General features: G+C 66.5%; 18 protein-coding genes. 11 read left to right on the top strand and 7 right to left on the bottom strand.

Features of this window, described 5'->3' with window-relative positions; all coding sequences use genetic code 11:
- Window positions 1-45: 45 nt before the first annotated feature.
- The 5 genes from FIV34_RS08930 to FIV34_RS08910 are packed head-to-tail and all read right to left on the bottom strand — an operon-like array spanning window position 46 to window position 3,644.
- Window positions 46-831, bottom strand: a complete 786-nt coding sequence (locus FIV34_RS08930) for a succinate dehydrogenase iron-sulfur subunit (protein WP_139981717.1) — start codon at window positions 829-831, stop codon at window positions 46-48.
- Between the two features lie 21 nt (window positions 832-852).
- The gene (gene sdhA / locus FIV34_RS08925; RefSeq protein WP_139981715.1) at window positions 853-2,640 is read right to left on the bottom strand and encodes a succinate dehydrogenase flavoprotein subunit; all 1,788 of its coding nucleotides are present in this window, start codon (window positions 2,638-2,640) and stop codon (window positions 853-855) included.
- 3 nt (window positions 2,641-2,643) lie between these two features.
- Window positions 2,644-3,030 carry a succinate dehydrogenase, hydrophobic membrane anchor protein gene (gene sdhD / locus FIV34_RS08920; RefSeq protein ID WP_139981713.1) on the bottom strand — a complete coding sequence of 129 codons (387 nt, stop codon included), beginning with the start codon at window positions 3,028-3,030 and terminating at the stop codon, window positions 2,644-2,646.
- Entirely contained in the window at window positions 3,027-3,419 is a 393-nt protein-coding gene (gene sdhC, locus FIV34_RS08915) for a succinate dehydrogenase, cytochrome b556 subunit (protein WP_139981711.1), read from the bottom strand. The genes sdhD and sdhC overlap by 4 nt, the downstream gene beginning before the upstream one ends.
- A 57-nt stretch (window positions 3,420-3,476) precedes the next feature.
- Window positions 3,477-3,644 carry a DUF1674 domain-containing protein gene (locus FIV34_RS08910; RefSeq protein WP_139981709.1) on the bottom strand — a complete coding sequence of 56 codons (168 nt, stop codon included), beginning with the start codon at window positions 3,642-3,644 and terminating at the stop codon, window positions 3,477-3,479.
- 126 nt (window positions 3,645-3,770) lie between these two features.
- Here FIV34_RS08910 and ygfZ point away from each other — a divergent pair, with 126 nt between their 5' ends.
- Window positions 3,771-4,562, top strand: coding sequence for a CAF17-like 4Fe-4S cluster assembly/insertion protein YgfZ (ygfZ, locus tag FIV34_RS08905; protein WP_139981707.1), 792 nt, complete (start codon window positions 3,771-3,773; stop codon window positions 4,560-4,562).
- 490 nt (window positions 4,563-5,052) lie between these two features.
- Window positions 5,053-5,487 carry a cell wall hydrolase gene (locus tag FIV34_RS08900; RefSeq protein WP_139981705.1) on the top strand — a complete coding sequence of 145 codons (435 nt, stop codon included), beginning with the start codon at window positions 5,053-5,055 and terminating at the stop codon, window positions 5,485-5,487.
- A 151-nt stretch (window positions 5,488-5,638) separates the two neighbouring features.
- Here the strand turns inward: FIV34_RS08900 and FIV34_RS08895 are convergent, their stop codons facing one another.
- Both FIV34_RS08895 and FIV34_RS08890 read right to left on the bottom strand, forming a co-directional pair.
- Window positions 5,639-6,106 (bottom strand): outer membrane lipoprotein, encoded by a 468-nt coding sequence (locus FIV34_RS08895; RefSeq protein WP_139981703.1) that lies wholly within the window; start codon window positions 6,104-6,106, stop codon window positions 5,639-5,641.
- A 27-nt stretch (window positions 6,107-6,133) separates the two neighbouring features.
- Window positions 6,134-6,733, bottom strand: coding sequence for a glycine zipper 2TM domain-containing protein (locus FIV34_RS08890; RefSeq protein ID WP_139981701.1), 600 nt, complete (start codon window positions 6,731-6,733; stop codon window positions 6,134-6,136).
- 141 nt (window positions 6,734-6,874) lie between these two features.
- On the opposite strand from FIV34_RS08890, the gene FIV34_RS08885 reads away from it, so the two are divergent.
- From FIV34_RS08885 to ccmB, 9 genes are all read left to right on the top strand, one after another.
- A complete protein-coding gene (locus FIV34_RS08885; RefSeq protein WP_139981699.1) occupies window positions 6,875-7,642 on the top strand; it encodes a TatD family hydrolase in 768 nt (255 codons plus the stop codon).
- 86 nt (window positions 7,643-7,728) lie between these two features.
- Window positions 7,729-8,223: a MarR family winged helix-turn-helix transcriptional regulator gene (locus FIV34_RS08880; RefSeq protein ID WP_246058787.1), complete on the top strand. Its 495-nt coding sequence runs from the start codon at window positions 7,729-7,731 to the stop codon at window positions 8,221-8,223.
- Window positions 8,220-9,683, top strand: coding sequence for an efflux transporter outer membrane subunit (locus FIV34_RS08875; protein ID WP_139981695.1), 1,464 nt, complete (start codon window positions 8,220-8,222; stop codon window positions 9,681-9,683). Before FIV34_RS08880 ends, FIV34_RS08875 begins: the two co-directional genes overlap by 4 nt.
- Complete coding sequence (locus FIV34_RS08870) at window positions 9,680-10,876, top strand: HlyD/EmrA/EmrK family protein (RefSeq protein WP_139981693.1); 1,197 nt, start codon at window positions 9,680-9,682, stop codon at window positions 10,874-10,876. Before FIV34_RS08875 ends, FIV34_RS08870 begins: the two co-directional genes overlap by 4 nt.
- Window positions 10,873-12,444, top strand: coding sequence for a DHA2 family efflux MFS transporter permease subunit (locus FIV34_RS08865; protein WP_139981691.1), 1,572 nt, complete (start codon window positions 10,873-10,875; stop codon window positions 12,442-12,444). Before FIV34_RS08870 ends, FIV34_RS08865 begins: the two co-directional genes overlap by 4 nt.
- Window positions 12,445-12,550: 106 nt before the next feature.
- A complete protein-coding gene (phaR, locus tag FIV34_RS08860; protein ID WP_139981689.1) occupies window positions 12,551-13,051 on the top strand; it encodes a polyhydroxyalkanoate synthesis repressor PhaR in 501 nt (166 codons plus the stop codon).
- 82 nt (window positions 13,052-13,133) lie between these two features.
- Window positions 13,134-14,501: an FAD-dependent oxidoreductase gene (locus FIV34_RS08855; RefSeq protein WP_139981687.1), complete on the top strand. Its 1,368-nt coding sequence runs from the start codon at window positions 13,134-13,136 to the stop codon at window positions 14,499-14,501.
- Complete coding sequence (ccmA, locus tag FIV34_RS08850; protein WP_139981686.1) at window positions 14,498-15,127, top strand: heme ABC exporter ATP-binding protein CcmA; 630 nt, start codon at window positions 14,498-14,500, stop codon at window positions 15,125-15,127. Before FIV34_RS08855 ends, ccmA begins: the two co-directional genes overlap by 4 nt.
- Window positions 15,124-15,810, top strand: a complete 687-nt coding sequence (gene ccmB, locus FIV34_RS08845) for a heme exporter protein CcmB (protein ID WP_139981684.1) — start codon at window positions 15,124-15,126, stop codon at window positions 15,808-15,810. Before ccmA ends, ccmB begins: the two co-directional genes overlap by 4 nt.
- Window positions 15,811-15,872 lie beyond the last annotated feature (62 nt).

Genomic DNA, 15,872 nt, shown 5'->3' with positions numbered 1-15,872 from the left:
CGGGGATCCAGCGGTCCGGCCCCGTCGGGGCCGGACCAGGCCTCATCAGGCCGAACGGCGCTGCACGATCAGCTTCTTGATCTCCGCAATCGCCTTCGCCGGGTTGAGACCCTTCGGGCAGGTGCGGGCGCAGTTCATGATGGTGTGGCAGCGGTACAGCTTGAACGGATCTTCCAGGTCGTCCAGGCGGTTGCCGGTGTCTTCGTCACGGCTGTCCACGATCCAGCGGTACGCCTGGAGCAGGATGGCCGGGCCGAGGTAGCGGTCGCCATTCCACCAGTAGCTGGGGCACGACGTGGAGCAGCAGGCGCAGAGGATGCACTCGTACAGGCCGTCGAGCTTCTTGCGGTCTTCCGGCGACTGCAGGCGCTCCTTGTCGGCGGGCGCCGGGCTCTGCGTGCGCATCCACGGCTTGATCGACGCGAACTGCGCGTAGAAGTGCGTGAGGTCCGGCACGAGATCCTTCACCACCGGCATGTGCGGCAGCGGGTAGATCGCGACGGTGCCACTGCCGCATTCCGAGATCGCACGGGTGCAGGCCAGCGTGTTCGTGCCGTCGATGTTCATCGCGCACGAACCGCAGATGCCTTCGCGGCACGAACGGCGCAGCGACAGCGTGGAGTCGATCTCGTTCTTGATCTTCAGCAGGGCATCCAGAACCATCGGGCCGCACGTATCGAGGTCCACTTCGTACGTGTCGGTGCGCGGGTTCTGGCCGTCATCCGGCGTCCAGCGATAGATCTTGAAGGTGCGCGTGTTCTTCGCGCCCTTCGCCGGGAAATGCTTGCCGGCCGTAATTTTGGAATTCTTGGGTAGCGTGAACTCTGCCACGATTGCCTCTCCGGTCCGGTATCAGTAAACGCGCTTTTTCGGCGGCACGACTTCGACGTCATCCGTCAGGGTGTACATGTGCACCGGACGGAAATCGAACTTCGAGCGGCCTTCCTCGTCGATCCACACCAGCGTGTGCTTCTGCCAGTCGTGATCGTCGCGGTCCGGGAAATCTTCGCGGGCGTGGGCGCCACGGCTCTCGGGACGCTGCTGCGCCGAGTGCATGGTGGCCACGGCCTGCGAGAGCAGGTTCGACAGCTCGAGGGTTTCGATGAGGTCGGAGTTCCACACCAGCGAACGGTCGGTGACCTTCACGTCCTGGAACTTCGCGAACACGTCGGAAATCTTCTTCGAGCCTTCGTCCAGCGTCTCGCCGGTGCGGAACACCGCCGCGTCGTTCTGCATGGTCTTCTGCATTTCGGCGCGGATCTGCGACGTCGGCGTATTGCCGTTGGCGTAGCGCAGCGCGTCGAAGCGGCCGAGGGCCTTGTCCAGCGCGTTGGCCGGCAGGTCCGGATGGGCCGTGCCCGGCTTGACGACCTCGGCGCAGCGGTTGGCCACGGCACGGCCGAACACGACCAGGTCGAGCAGCGAGTTGGAGCCGAGGCGGTTGGCGCCATGCACCGACACGCACGCGGCTTCGCCGATGGCGAACAGGCCGGGCACCACGGAATCCGGGTTGTCGTCGAGCTTGGTGACGACTTCGCCGTGATAGTTGGTCGGGATGCCGCCCATGTTGTAGTGGACGGTGGGCAGGACCGGGATCGGCTCCTTGGTCACGTCCACGCCGGCGAAGATGCGCGCCGACTCGGCGATACCCGGCAGGCGCTCGCCGATGACCTCGGGGCCGAGGTGCATCAGGTTGAGGTGGATGTGGTCCTTGTTCGGGCCCACGCCGCGGCCTTCGCGGATTTCGATCGTCATGGCGCGGCTGACCACGTCACGCGAGGCAAGATCCTTCGCGTTCGGCGCGTAGCGCTCCATGAAGCGCTCACCCTCGGAGTTGGTGAGGTAACCACCTTCGCCGCGGACGCCTTCGGTGATCAGGCAGCCCGCACCGTAGATGCCGGTCGGGTGGAACTGCACGAACTCCATGTCCTGCAGCGGCAGGCCAGCGCGCAGCACCATGCCGCCGCCGTCACCCGTGCAGGTGTGGGCGGAGGTGGCGCTGAAGTACGCACGGCCGTAGCCGCCGGTGGCCATGACCACGGCGTGGCCGCGGAACAGGTGCAGCGTGCCTTCGTTCATGTCGAGCGCGAGCACGCCACGGCAGACGCCATCCTTGTCGAAGATGAGGTCGATCGCGAAGTACTCGATGAAGAACGTCGCGTCGTGGGCCAGCGCCTGCTGGTAGAGGGTGTGCAGGATGGCGTGACCCGTACGGTCGGCCGCGGCGCAGGTGCGCTGCGCGGTGCCCTTGCCGTAATGGGTGGTCATGCCGCCGAACGGACGCTGGTAGATCTTGCCTTCTTCCGTACGGGAGAACGGCACGCCGTAATGCTCGAGTTCGATGATGGCCGGAATCGCTTCGCGGCACATGTACTCGATGGCGTCCTGGTCACCGAGCCAGTCGGAGCCCTTGATCGTGTCGTAGAAGTGGAAACGCCAGTCGTCCTCACCCATGTTGCCCAGCGCGGCGGAGATACCGCCCTGCGCGGCCACGGTGTGCGAGCGCGTCGGGAACACCTTGGTGATGCACGCGGCCTTGAGGCCCTTCTCGGCCAGGCCGAAGGTGGCGCGCAGGCCAGCGCCACCGGCGCCAACCACGATCACGTCGTACTTATGTTGTTGAACCTTGTAGGCTTCCATCGATCAGCTTCCGAGCGCGACGCGCAGCACGGCCAGCACGCCCGCAAGCGCGGCGAGTACGGCGATGAACTTGATAAGGACCAGCGAGGCCACTTCGAGCCAGCGGGTATGGACGTAGTCTTCGATCACCACCTGCAGGCCGAGGAAGGCGTGGCGGAACATCGTCAGGATGAAGGCGATGGCCAGCACGGCGTTCCAGGGCTTGCCCAGGGTGGCGCGGGCGGTGGCGTAGTCGGCATGCAGCAGGCCGAGCAGCACGCACAGGAACCAGACCGTCAGGAAAACCAGGGCGAGCGCGGTGACGCGCTGGGCCATCCAGTGGCTGACGCCTTCCTTCGCCGAGCCGAGGCCGCGGGCGCGGGCCAGCGGGTTGCGCAGATCCTTGCTCATGCGTGGCTCCCGGTCAGCACGTAGGCCCAGACAGCCGCGGTGAGGACGATGGCCACGACGATCGAGGTCCAGCTGGAGCGGACGAACGACGCGATGGCGTAGCCCTTGCCCGTGTCCTGGACCAGGTGGCGGATGCCGTTGGCCAGGTGGTAGAAGAACGCCAGGGTCCAGCCGATGAGCACGAGCAGGCCCAGGGGGCTGCCGGCGCAGGCGCTGAACGACGCGTAGGCTTCCGGGCCGGCGGCGAGGGACGCGAGGCCCCAGGTGATGATCAGGCTACCGACGGCAAGGATGATGCCGGTGGCGCGATGCAGGATGGAGGAAACCATCTGCACTTGCCATTTGTAGACCTGCATGTGGGGTGAGAGCGGTCGTCCCGTTTGTGCCATGGCGGCTATCCTGGATTGGAATCGCTGATGCCCGAACTGCCCTCTGTCGCCTTACGCTCAGAAGTCGATGCAGCGTCCGTTCTTTTCCCAGTCGCCGTAACGCGTTGGGTCCAATGGCGCTTTTTCGACCGCTGGCTCGCCATTCGTGGGGACGATGGGCGTTACGAGCGGTTTCGCCGGAGCGGAATCGTTCGCATTTGCGGGCTTCAAGGGGTGGTCGGACATGGTTATAAAACTCTAAAAGCGTAATACCTGTGCCTTCACAGCACAACCTTGACGATACCGGCGAGCCTTGGTTTGGCCTTGGCCCGACCGTATATCTTACTCCCCCACCCCTTCCTGCGCGCGCCCATGCCGAGCCGTACCACTCGCCCCATCACCCTCGCCGGCCCCGACGCCGCCAGCTTCGCCAATGCCCAGCTCAGCAGCGACGTCCTGTCGCTGGAAACGGGCCGCTGGCAATGGAGCGGCTGGCTCGACCCGAAGGGCCGCGTGCGCGCCCTGCTCCAGGTCACCCGGCTGGACGACGAACGCTTCGTGATCGTGCCGCGCGGCGGTGATGGCGAAACGCTCGCGAACGACCTCAAGCGGTTCGTGTTCCGTGCAAAAGTAAAGATCACGCTGGGCGATGCGCGCTTCGTTGCCAATGGTGATGATGGTGCGCACGACGACATGCATGCGCATGAAAACGACGACGGCACGATCGTGTTCGGCGAAGGTGATGCATCGATACATATCGGCATGCGCGACGATGCGGATGCATGGCTTGCACGTCATGTTGAAAAAGGTTTCGCATGGCTTCCCGATGACGCACTGGGAAACTTGTTGCCGCCCGCACTGTCCATGGAACGCCTGGGTGCCGTGTCGTTCAACAAAGGTTGTTTCCCGGGGCAGGAAATTGCTGCGCGCCTGCATTTCCTCGGTGGCCACAAGCGACACCTGCGCGCGGTGCGGTCGGATGTCGCACTTGTCGCGGGACAATCGCTGCGCATGGACGGCCGCGATGCAGGCATCGTGTTGATGCACAACGCTTCCGACGATCTACCTATGTCGCTTGTCGTATTGGATGACAGCGTCGTTCAGGCGCAGGCTCTTGAAAGCGACGGTGCGCGCCTGCACATCATCTCGACATTCCCTGCGTGATGTTCTGCACACTTCTACAAATATGAACTCGCTGTTGCGTGAGCCAAACCTGAACCGCGCCACCCGAGCACTTGCACAAAACGTGACGCGCCACTAGGCTCCGCCGATCCCATTTCGTGGCCACGGTGTATCGCCCTGGTTACACCCGCGACGATCCGTCGACGATGACGGTTCTGGCGCGACCCGGCGAAAGCCGGCGATTTTTGAAATGTGCGCATGCCGCATCGCGCGCTGTAAGCCAACGGAGCCGCCGCATTCCGCGAAGCCGCTCCCTTTTGGCGAACCCCTACCGGGGGCTCCGGACAGCCACCCAGTAAAGTCACAGTGTGTGACACCCGAAGCATTCGCGTGCCTAACGCATAAAGCGCGATTGCGATTCGGTTAGTCCAGGTAGTAACGGCCTGCCCGCCCGTCTACCGCCCGTACGTCCCCCAAGGCGCTTTTTTCCAAGGCCGCAAGTGACGGAAAAGCTCGTTGGAGGCAGATACACATGAAACTTTCCGCTTTGCTCTGGATGGCGTCCGTCCTTCCGAGCCACCTAGCCGACCAGACGTGCCTGGCGACGACGGTTTATCTTGAAGCACGTAGCGAACCGACCATCGGCCAGTATGCCGTGGCGGAAGTGGCCCTCCGCCGGCGTGATCGCGGCATGGGTGGCAAGAACGTGTGCGATGTCGTCTCGGCGCCGCGCCAGTTCGCCATTACCACGACACCGAAAGATTTTGAGGTAACCGACCTCGTTTCGTGGTCGAAGGCATGGAAGATCGCTGGTGATTCCATGAACAACTGGAGCCTGCCCAAGAGCGAACGCCTGGTCTACGTGCCGCAGGCCGACCACTTCGCCACGGTAGCGGTTTCACCGAGCTGGTCCGCCAGCCGCATCGTTCGCAAGATCGGTGACCATGCGTTCTACGCCGTGAACTAAAACACGCGACAACGCGCGGGGAAAAGGAATCAGAGCGGGCAGCTTGTGATTCCCGGGAAAAGGGGCCCTCAGAAGAGGGTCTTTTTTTTGCCCAAAGAAAAACCCGCCTCGCGGCGGGTTTTTTCATTTGGACGTCTAGCCGTCTATCGCATCACATGCGATAGACGTGGTCACCACGGATTTCCACGTAATCGCCAGGGCGCAGCTGCGGATCGTCGGCCTGCGTGATCACGGCGGAGCGGCCATCATCAAGCCGTACGCGCACCTGCCACGCCACATCCTGGCCATTGCGCTTGCCTACCTGGTTGCCGACGACGCCGCCGACCACCGCGCCACCGACGGTAGCGGCCGAGCGGCCGTCACCCTTGCCGATCGTGCTGCCCAGCACGCCACCGGCGACGGCGCCGATCACAGCACCGAGCGGTGACGACTGGCGATCGGTGTAGATCTGCTGGACATCGCTGACCACGCCACACTGGGCGCAGCGGCGCGAGCCACCGCCTTCGTAGACCACGCGATCCTCGCGAACCACCCGGCGCGGCTGCTCGTAGCACGCTGTCAGCGACAGCGGGACGATGGCAGCGACGACGAGGCCAAACTTGCGGACGATGCTATGCATGGGGACGCCCTCGAGGATCGATGAGATTTACTGACGCGCGTCGGAAACGACCGACACGCCTTCCTGGACTTCAACGCGGTCGCCCGGGTCATGATCCATGCGGATGGAGCGGGTCACGCCGTTGTATTCGTAGCGCACGTCGTAGGCGACGATCTTGTCGCCACTCTTGCCCGCCACGGTGTCGCACTTGCGCACGGTGCTGGTGACGGTGTTCGTCTCCTGGCGACGCTCCTGGATCTCATGGCCGGCGTAACCGCCGCCCACCGCACCGGCCACCGTGGCCAGCGTGCGGCCCTTGCCGCCGCCGATCTGGTTGCCGAGCAGGCCGCCCGCCACGGCACCAATGGCCGTACCGGCAATCTGGTGCTGGTCCTTCACCGGTGCCCGCCGGGTCACCACTTGGTCGTGGCACTCGCGCTGCGCGGCCGAGGCGGCCTCGCGGACCGGATCCACGCTGACCACACGGGCGTACTTGGGACCTGCCGGCTCCGGCGCTGCGACGGGCGCGGCGGCCGGGGACGGCCCATTAGCCACGTCAGCGTTCGCGTCACGGTTGCAGGCAGAAAGGCTCAGCACCAGGGCCGCGCCCAAACCAGCGTTCAGGACGGAAATCATCAACCTGCTCATAACCCTACTCTCCTGGAAAATATCGGCCTCGCCGGACCACACGATCCGAAACTTCGTAAGAACGCCTCGGGGCCATTTGACAATCGTTAAACTGAACGACGCCTTAGACTGGCGCCTCGAAGCAAAACGGCAGCAAACCGCATGCATGACCTGGTAGACACCCACGCCCATCTCGACGACGCCTCGTTCGATGCGGACCGCAGCCCGATGTTCGATCGCGCGGCCGCGGCGGGCGTGCGGCGCTGGATCGTACCGGCCATCGATCGCGGCAACTGGGAAGCCGTCGAGCATGTGTGTCGCGCGCGTGAAGGCGCGTATCCAGCGTACGGATTGCACCCGCTCGTGATCGACAAGCATCGCGACGAGCACCTGGTGGAACTGCCGGACTGGCTGGAAAGCCACGGCGCCGTCGCCGTCGGCGAGATCGGCCTCGACTTCTATGTGGAAGGCCTGGACCCGGAACGCCAGCGCGACGTGTTCGTTCGCCAGCTGCACATCGCGAAGGAACACGACCTTCCCGTGATCGTGCATGCGCGACGCGCCTTCGAGGAAACCATCCACACCCTGCGTCGCATCGGTGGCTTGCGTGGCGTGGTGCACAGCTTCGCGGGCAGCGAGGAGCAGGCACGGCAGCTGTTCGAGATGGGCTTCCACATCGGCATCGGCGGCCCGGTGACCTATGACCGCGCCAACCGGATCCGCCGCGTGGTGGCGCAGATGCCGCTGGAATGGCTGTTGCTGGAAACCGACGCCCCCGATCAGCCCTGCGCGCATCGCCGGGGCGAGCGCAACGAGCCGGCCTTCATGGTCGATGTCCTCGAGACCATCGCCAGCCTCCGCGACACCGACGCCGCCGGGATCGCCGCGGCCACCACCGCCAACGCTGCGCGGCTCTTCGCCCTCGCCTGACCGCTTGCCCCCGGGCGAAGCCCTTGCTAGCCTAATAGTTCACCAGCGAACTATTAACCAGCAAAATGTCCAGCCTGAAACCATGTGTGGACGCCCTCTACCAAGGGGTCGACCGGGTCGCCGACATCATCCCCGGCCTGCCGAAGTGCGAAGTCCTGCTGATTCGCCTGCTCCTGCTGACGGGCGAGGCGCTGCAGCGCGATGTGGAAGCCAAGCTCAAGCCGTTCGACATGAACGACAGCGATTTCCGCACGCTGATGATGCTGTACTCCTCCGCCGACGGCAGTTCCACGCCGAGCGAACTCTGCGCACTGGCCGAGCAGAAGCCGACCAACATGACGCGGATCACCAACCTGCTGGCCAAACGCGGCCTGATCACGCGCGCGCACGCCACGCACGACCGTCGCCAGGTCGTGCTCAAGATCACCGCGGAAGGCCAGCATTTCGTCCGCCAGCTGCTGCCGCCGATGTTCCCCGAGGTCATATCGAAGTTCACCTGCTTCAGCGAAGCGGAACGAAAAACCTTTGAGCAGCTTTTGAAGAAGCTCGCCCTGCACCTGGATCCCGCGGAAACCCCATGAACCCTTCCCTGCTCCGCCCGGCCTTGCTTGCCGGTGCGCTTGCCGTCGTGCTGGCGGCCTGCCACGTCCCGGCGAAGATCGACCACCCCGGCCTGCGCGACGACGTGCCGCTTGCCGGCCTCGATGCCGGCCACCGCGCCGCGGGCTGGCCGGCCGCCGAATGGTGGCGCGCGTATAACGACCCGCAGCTCGACCAGCTCATGCAGATGGCCTTGCGTGGCGCACCCGACCTCGCCCAGGCGAAGACGCGCGTGGACAGCGCCCAGCAGAACATCCGCGTCGCCGCGGCGCAGGCTGGCCTGCGTGTCGACGGCAGCGCACAGGTCGCGCGCCAGCGGATGAGCGAGCACGGCTTGATCCCCGCGCAATTCCTTGGCTTCACCTGGTACAACCAGGCCGATCTCGGCGTGCAGGTGCGCTACGACTTCGACTGGTGGGGCAAGAAGCGCTACACCATCGAATCCGCGATCGACAGCGCCCGCGCCGCCGAAGCCGAGCGCTCGGCCGCGTCCCTGTCGATCCAGGCCGTGGTTGCCGACACCTACCTTGGCTGGCTCACGGATGAAGCCCGCGTGGCCCTTGCCGACCAGCTGATCAGCGCACGCGAACGCGCCCTGCGCATCGCCACGCTGCGCGTGAAGCAGGGCGTGGACGTGCCGGATACCGTGCAGCAGGCGCGCGGCGAACTGTCGGGTGCCCAGCAGCAGAAGACCGCACTGGAAGGCTCCGCCGCCATCCGTCGTGCCGCCCTCGCCGCCCTGGTCGGCGTCTCGCCGAACGAGCTGCCGGCGTTGTCGCCACGCGCACTGCCCGATGTCGCCCCCGGGCTGCCGGACAACATCGGCACCGACCTGATGGCGCGCCGCCCGGACATCGCCGCCAGCCGCTGGCAGGTGGAAGCCGCGCTGCGCCAGACCGACGCCGCCCGCGCGCAGTTCTTCCCCGATGTGAGCCTGAGCGCCATGGCGGGCCTCTCGAGCATTGATATGGACAAGGTGTTCAATGCCGACAGCCGCGTGTTCGCGCTGACGCCCGCGCTGCACCTGCCGATCTTCGAAGGCGGCGCGCTGGAAGCGAACCATGGCGTCACCCGCGCCCAGCTCGACGCCGCGGTAGCCCAGTACAACGCCACCGTGGCCTCGGCCGCACGCGACGTCTCCACGCAGGCGCTCAGCGCCCAGCAACTCGCCGCCCGCCGGGTGCAGCAACGCGATGCACTGGACGCCGCGACCACGCTGCTCGCCAGCGCCAAGGCCCGTGCGGCCCGCGGCGTTCGCGACGACCGCGAATCGCTCGCCACCCAGGCCACCCTGCTCCAGCAGCAGGACGCCGATACCGACCTGCACGGCCAGGCCCTGTCCACCGACATCGCGCTGACCAAGGCCCTCGGCGGCGGCTACCGCGCTGAAGTCCCGAATTCCCCTACCACGCCCAGCACTGACGGAAACCACACCCCATGAGCGCCACACCGAACGACACGACGCCTCCTGCCGAAAGCGGCAATGCGCCGAAGGACAAGCGCAAGCGCGGCCGCGCGTTGCTGGTCGCCCTCGTGGTCTTCGTGCTGGCCGCGGCCGCGTGGATCCTCCTGTGGCTGTTCGTGTTCTCCACCCGCGAAACCACCGACGACGCGTATGTCGGCGGCAACCAGGTAGGCATCTCGGCCCAGGTGCCGGGCATCGTCGTGGGCGTGTTCGCCGACGACACCCAGCGCGTCAACGCCGGCCAGGTGCTGGTGAAGCTTGACGCCACGGACGCCGACATCGCCCTGCGCAAGGCCACCAGCGCGCTGGCACAGGCGGTGCGCCAGGTGCGCCAGCAGACCCAGTCCGCCGCGAGCGCCGATGCCTCGCTGGGCGCCCGCCGGCAGGACCTGAAGCGCGCGCAGGACGACCTGAAGCGTCGCATCCCGCTGCTCGCCGAAAAGGCCGTGGCGCCGGAAGAAGTGCAGCACGCCCGCGACGCCGTGGAAACGGCGCAGTCCGCGCTTGAATCCGCGCAGCGCCAGGCCGACGCCGCACGCGCCCTCGTCGATGGTGCCGATGTCGACACCAACCCGGCGGTGCAGCAGGCGCGTGCCAGCTTCCGCCAGGCATGGGTCTCGGCCCAGCGCAACGCCATCGTCGCCCCGATCGACGGCTACGTCGCCCAGCGCAGCGTGCAGGTGGGCAATAGCGTCCAGCCCGGCCAGCAGCTGATGACGGTGGTGCCGCTGCACGACCTCTGGGTGGAAGCCAACTTCAAGGAAAGCCAGCTGCGCCACGTGCGCATCGGCCAGCCGGCGAAGGTGGAATCGGACATCTACGGCGGCGGCGTCGAATACCACGGCCACGTCATCGGCCTCGGTGCCGGCACCGGCAGCGCCTTCTCGCTGTTGCCCGCGCAGAACGCCACCGGCAACTGGATCAAGGTGGTGCAGCGCGTGCCCGTGCGCATCGCCCTGGACGCAAACGACCTGGACAAGCACCCGCTCCGCATCGGCCTGTCCACCGCCGTGAAGGTGGATATCACCGACGACAAGGGTGATGTGCTGGCCCGGGCCCCGTCGACCACGCCGGTGGCGCAGACCACCGTGTACGACGAGATCGCCGCCAAGGCCGATGCGGCCGCGGACGTGATCGTGCAGCAGAACCGCGGGACGAACGTGCCTTGAGCGACGCCACCGCCACTCCGGACGCCGTGCCCGCTCCCGCGGGCCCGCAACCCCTGCACGGCCTGACGCTGGTCCTGCTGACCATCGCTGTCGCGTTCTCCACGTTCATGGAGATCCTCGACATGACGATCGTGAACGTGGCGGTGCCGCATATCGCCGGCAGCCTGGGCGTCAGCTCGAACGAGGGCACCTGGGCGATCAGTTCGTACGCCCTTGCCAGCGCGGTGATGCAGCCGCTTACCGGCTGGATCGCCAAGCGTTTCGGCGAAGTCAAAACCTTCTGCTTCTCGGTCGGCCTGTTCGTCGTGTTTTCGATGCTCTGCGGCCTGGCCACGAGCATGCCGATGCTGGTGGTGTTCCGCCTGCTGCAGGGTGCGGGCTCGGGCCCGATGGTGGCGCTCTCGCTGTCGCTGCTGCTCGCCAGCTATCCGAAGGACAAGCAGGGCATCGCGCTGGCCATGTGGGCGATGACCGTGGTGGTGGCGCCGATCTTCGGCCCGATCCTCGGTGGCTACCTCACCGACAATTTCTCCTGGCCGTGGATCTTCTACATCAACGTGCCGGTGGGCGCGGCCGCGGGCGTCATCACCTGGGCCATCCTGCGCACGCGTGAAACGAAGACGGTGCGCGCGCCGATCGATTCCGTGGGCCTGGTGTTGCTGGTGGTCGGCGTGGGCTGCCTGCAGTTCATGCTGGACAACGGCAACGACCACGACTGGTTCGCCTCGCCGCTGATCCTGACGCTTGGTCTTGTCGCGGTGGTCGCACTGACCTTCCTGGTCATCTGGGAACTGACCGCGAAGTATCCGGTAGTCGACCTGTCGCTGTTCTCCCGGCGCAACTTCACCGTGGGCGTCACCGCGCTCTCGCTGGGCATGCTGGGCTTCTTCGGCATCACCGTGGTGTTCCCGCTGTGGTTGCAGACCACGCTGGGCTACACGGCCACCTGGGCCGGCCTGGCCACCGCACCGGTGGGGATCCTGGCCTTCCTGATGTCGCCGATCATCGGCAAGAACATCCAGCGGCTCGAGCTGCGCGCGGTGGTGACCTTCGCCTTCATCGTTTTTGCGTTCACGGCGTTCTGGTTCTCGACGTTCAACAGCGGGGCGTCGTTTGCCACGCTGGTGCTGCCGCGCTTCGTCATGGGCATCGGCATCGCCTGCTTCTTCATCCCGTTGAACCAGATCTTCCTGTCGGGCCTGCGCCCGGACCAGATCGCCGGCGCCTCGGGCCTGGCGAACTTCTGCCGCACGCTCGCCTCCAGCGTCTCGACGGCCCTGACGGTGACGCTCTGGCAGCATCGCGGCGAGGCCCACCACGCGTCGCTCACCGAATACGTCAATCCGGCCTCGCCGGCGGCGACGAGCTACGTCGGGCACCTGCAGAACATGGGCCTGCATGGGCAGGCGCAGCTCACCGTGCTGGACCAGGTGGTGAACCGCGAGGCCCTGACCCTGGCCGTCAACGACGTGTTCTGGTGCTGCGGGATCCTGTTCCTGGCCCTTATCCCCATCCTGTGGCTGGCGAAGCCGCCGTTTGGAAATGCGGGCGGCGCGGCGGGTCATTAAATCCAAGTTACGTAAATCGATCCAAATTCACGCCTCTTACGAGAAAACGTTTACACGTTGTGAAACCAACTGGTGCGGCGCAATACCTCGTGGTAGCGTTCGCCGCATGGCACAAACCCTTCGCATCATCAAAAAGTATCCGAATCGTCGTTTGTACGATACGGAAATTTCGAGCTACATCACGCTGGAAGAAGTCCGCCAGCTGGTCCTCGACGGGGAACATTTCGAGGTCCGCGACGCCAAGTCGGGCGAGGACCTCACCCGTTCGGTGCTGCTGCAGATCATCGCGGAGCACGAGGAACACGGCCAGCCGATGCTCTCCTCGCAGCTGCTCTCGCACATCATCCGTTTCTACGGGGATTCGCTGCAGGGCTTCATGGGGCCTTACCTGGAGCGCAGCCTGCAGGTCTTCCTCGACCAGCAGCAGCAGTTCCGCAACCAGCTCAACAACCTGATGGGCCAGACGCCCTGGTCCATGCTCAACGAGATGACCGAGCGCAACCTCGACGTCTGGAAGTCGATGCAGCGTGGGTTCCTCGATGCGGCCACGGCCAAGCCGGCACCGGCCACCCAGGCACCGCCGCGCGGCGGCAAAAAGCCCAGCTGACCCCTGACGCCGACCGGGGCTTGCCCTCGGCGGCGCTGCGGCGCACGATGCGCTGCCCCGCAATATCGCCCAGGCAGGCGCCATGCCCCGTAACGACATCGCCGTGGTCGGCGCCGGCTTGGTCGGCGCCCTCATTGCCACCCTGCTGACCCAGCGCGGCTTCCGCGTCACCGTTTACGAAAAGCGCCCCGATCCCCGCAAGGCGGGCTTTGTCGGCGGCCGCTCGATCAACCTCGCCCTGGCCGAACGCGGCCTGCATGCCCTGCGCGCCACCGGCCTGGCCGACCAGGTACTGGCCCAGGCCGTGATGATGCGCGGGCGGATGGTCCACGACCCCGCCGGCCATAGCGGCCTGCAGCGATATGGCGTCGACGACTCCGAGGTGATCTGGTCGGTCTCCCGCGGCGGCCTGAATACCCTGATGCTGGATGCCGCGGAGGCCGCCGGCGCCACCGTGCACTTTGACCAGGGGCTGGCCAGCGCCGACCTCGAGCGTGGCACCCTCACGCTGCGCGCCGCCGACGGCGGCGAACGCACCGTGGACGCCGCCGTGGTGATCGGCGCCGACGGTGCCGGCTCCGCCCTGCGCGCCGCCATGCACCACCACTCGCCGCTGGGCGAGCGGATCGAAGAGCTTGGGCACGGCTACAAGGAACTGGAAATCCCGCCGCGCAAGGATGCCAACGGCCCGTTCGCCATCGAACGCAACGCCCTGCATATCTGGCCGCGCGGCCATTACATGTGCATCGCGCTGCCCAATCGCGAGGGTAGCTTCACCGTCACCCTGTTCCTGCCCAACGACGGCGAGCACCCGAGTTTCCGGACCATCGCCGGTGCCGGCGCTGCCGAGGCGTTCTTCCGCACGGAATTCCCCGACGCACTGGACCTGATGCCGGATTTCGCGGCCGACTGGTCGGCCCATCCGGTGGGCTCGCTGGCCACGCTGTACCTCGACCGCTGGCATATCGGTGGCCGCGCCCTGCTCATCGGCGACGCCGCCCACGCCATGGTGCCGTTCCACGGCCAGGGCATGAACTGCGGCTTCGAGGACGCCGCCGAACTCGCCCGCCTGTTCGACGCGACGCCCGACGACCCCGCCGCCGTGTTCGCCGCGTTCGAAGCCATCCGCAAGCCCAACGCCGACGCCATCGCGCGCATGGCGCTGGAGAACTACGTGGAAATGCGCGACAAGGTGGCCGACCCGCACTTCCTGCGCATGCGCGAACTGGGCGGCCTGCTGGCCCAGCGTTCGCCGACGCATTACCTGCCGCGCTACCGCATGGTCACGTTCACGCACCTGCCCTACGCCTACGCGCTGGAGCGCGGCCGCGCGCAGGACACGCTGGTCGAGCAACTGCTGCGCGGCCACGCCGACGTGTCGAGCGTGGACCTGGATGCCGCGGTGCGGACGCTGGAAGCAACGCTACCTCCGCTGCCTGTGCAGAAATGAGGCCTGCCGCCTCGCCCCTGCTCGAGGCCCGTGCCCTGAGCTTCTTCCGCCAGGACGAGCCCGTGTTCGGGCCGGTGGATTTCGCCCTGCATGGCGGCGAAATCGCGCTGGTGGAAGGCGATAACGGCAGCGGCAAGACCACGCTGATGCGCGTGCTCACCGGCATGCTCCGCGCCGGCGAAGGCGAGGTGCTGCTGGACGGCGCGACGTTTTCGCTGGATACGATGGCCGGCGCCGTCGTCTTCCTCGGCCATCAGCTGGGCCTGAAATTCGATCTCTCGGCCCGCGAAAACCTCGCGGTATCCGCGGGCCTGTACGGGATGCGCGATGGGATCACCATCGACACCGCGCTGGCTGACGTGGGCCTGGCCGGCTTCGAGGATGAGCCCGCCGGCCGCCTCTCCGCCGGCCAGAAAAAGCGCGCCGCGCTGGCCCGCCTGCTTCTGCTGCCGGCCCGCGTGTGGCTGCTGGACGAACCCTACGCCAACCTCGACCGCGAAGGCATCGCCCTGGTCAACCGCCTGCTGCACGAGCACGCCGTGCGCGGTGGCGCCGCCCTGGTCACCAGCCACGGCGCGGTCACCTTCGCCGGCGACGAACCCCGCCGCATCCGGTTGCACGCATGACGCCCGGCAGTACACCCGCCGCCTGCGCCGCGCTGCTGCGCCGCGACCTCACGCTGGCCTGGCGCCGCCGTGGCGATATCGCCATGCCGGTGCTGTACGCCGTCATCGTCGTGACCCTGTTCCCGTTTGCGCTGGGCCCCGACGCCGCACTGCTTGAACGCATCGCCGGCGGCGTGGTGTTCGTCACCGTGCTGCTGGCGATGCTGCTGTCGCTGGATGGCCTGTTCCGGCCCGATATCGACGACGGCTCGATGGAACAGCTGATGCTGGCGCCGCAGCCGCTTGCCCTGCTCGTCGGCATGAAGATCCTGGCGCACTGGCTCACCGCCGCGCTGCCGCTCATCGTCATCGCCCCCGTGCTGGCCGGCATGCTGCACCTGCCCGGGCCGCCCATGGCGGTGCTGGTGCTCGCCCTCGGATTGTCCACGCCACTGCTGAGCCTGCTTGGCGCGGTACTGGTGGCACTGACGGCCGGGACAAAGCGCTCTGGTATGCTTCTGGCGCTTATGTTGCTGCCGTTGTGTGTCCCCGTGGTGATCTTCGCCGCCGGGGCCGTGGCCGCCGCGCAGGACGGCCTGCCCTGGATCGCGCCCATCGCGTGGCTGGGCGCTGGCCTGGTGTTGTCGGTGGTGCTTGCACCGCTGGCCTGCGCCGCCGCCCTGCGCATCGCCATGGAATCATGAAGGCACGCAACCGCGGGGCGTCCATGGGGGACTCACCGCGATGCACGAACCGTTGATGAGGA

It is taken from the genome of Luteibacter pinisoli, from assembly GCF_006385595.1.
GTDB lineage: Bacteria > Pseudomonadota > Gammaproteobacteria > Xanthomonadales > Rhodanobacteraceae > Luteibacter > Luteibacter pinisoli.
This window is presented reverse-complemented; position numbering and strand designations above follow the sequence as displayed.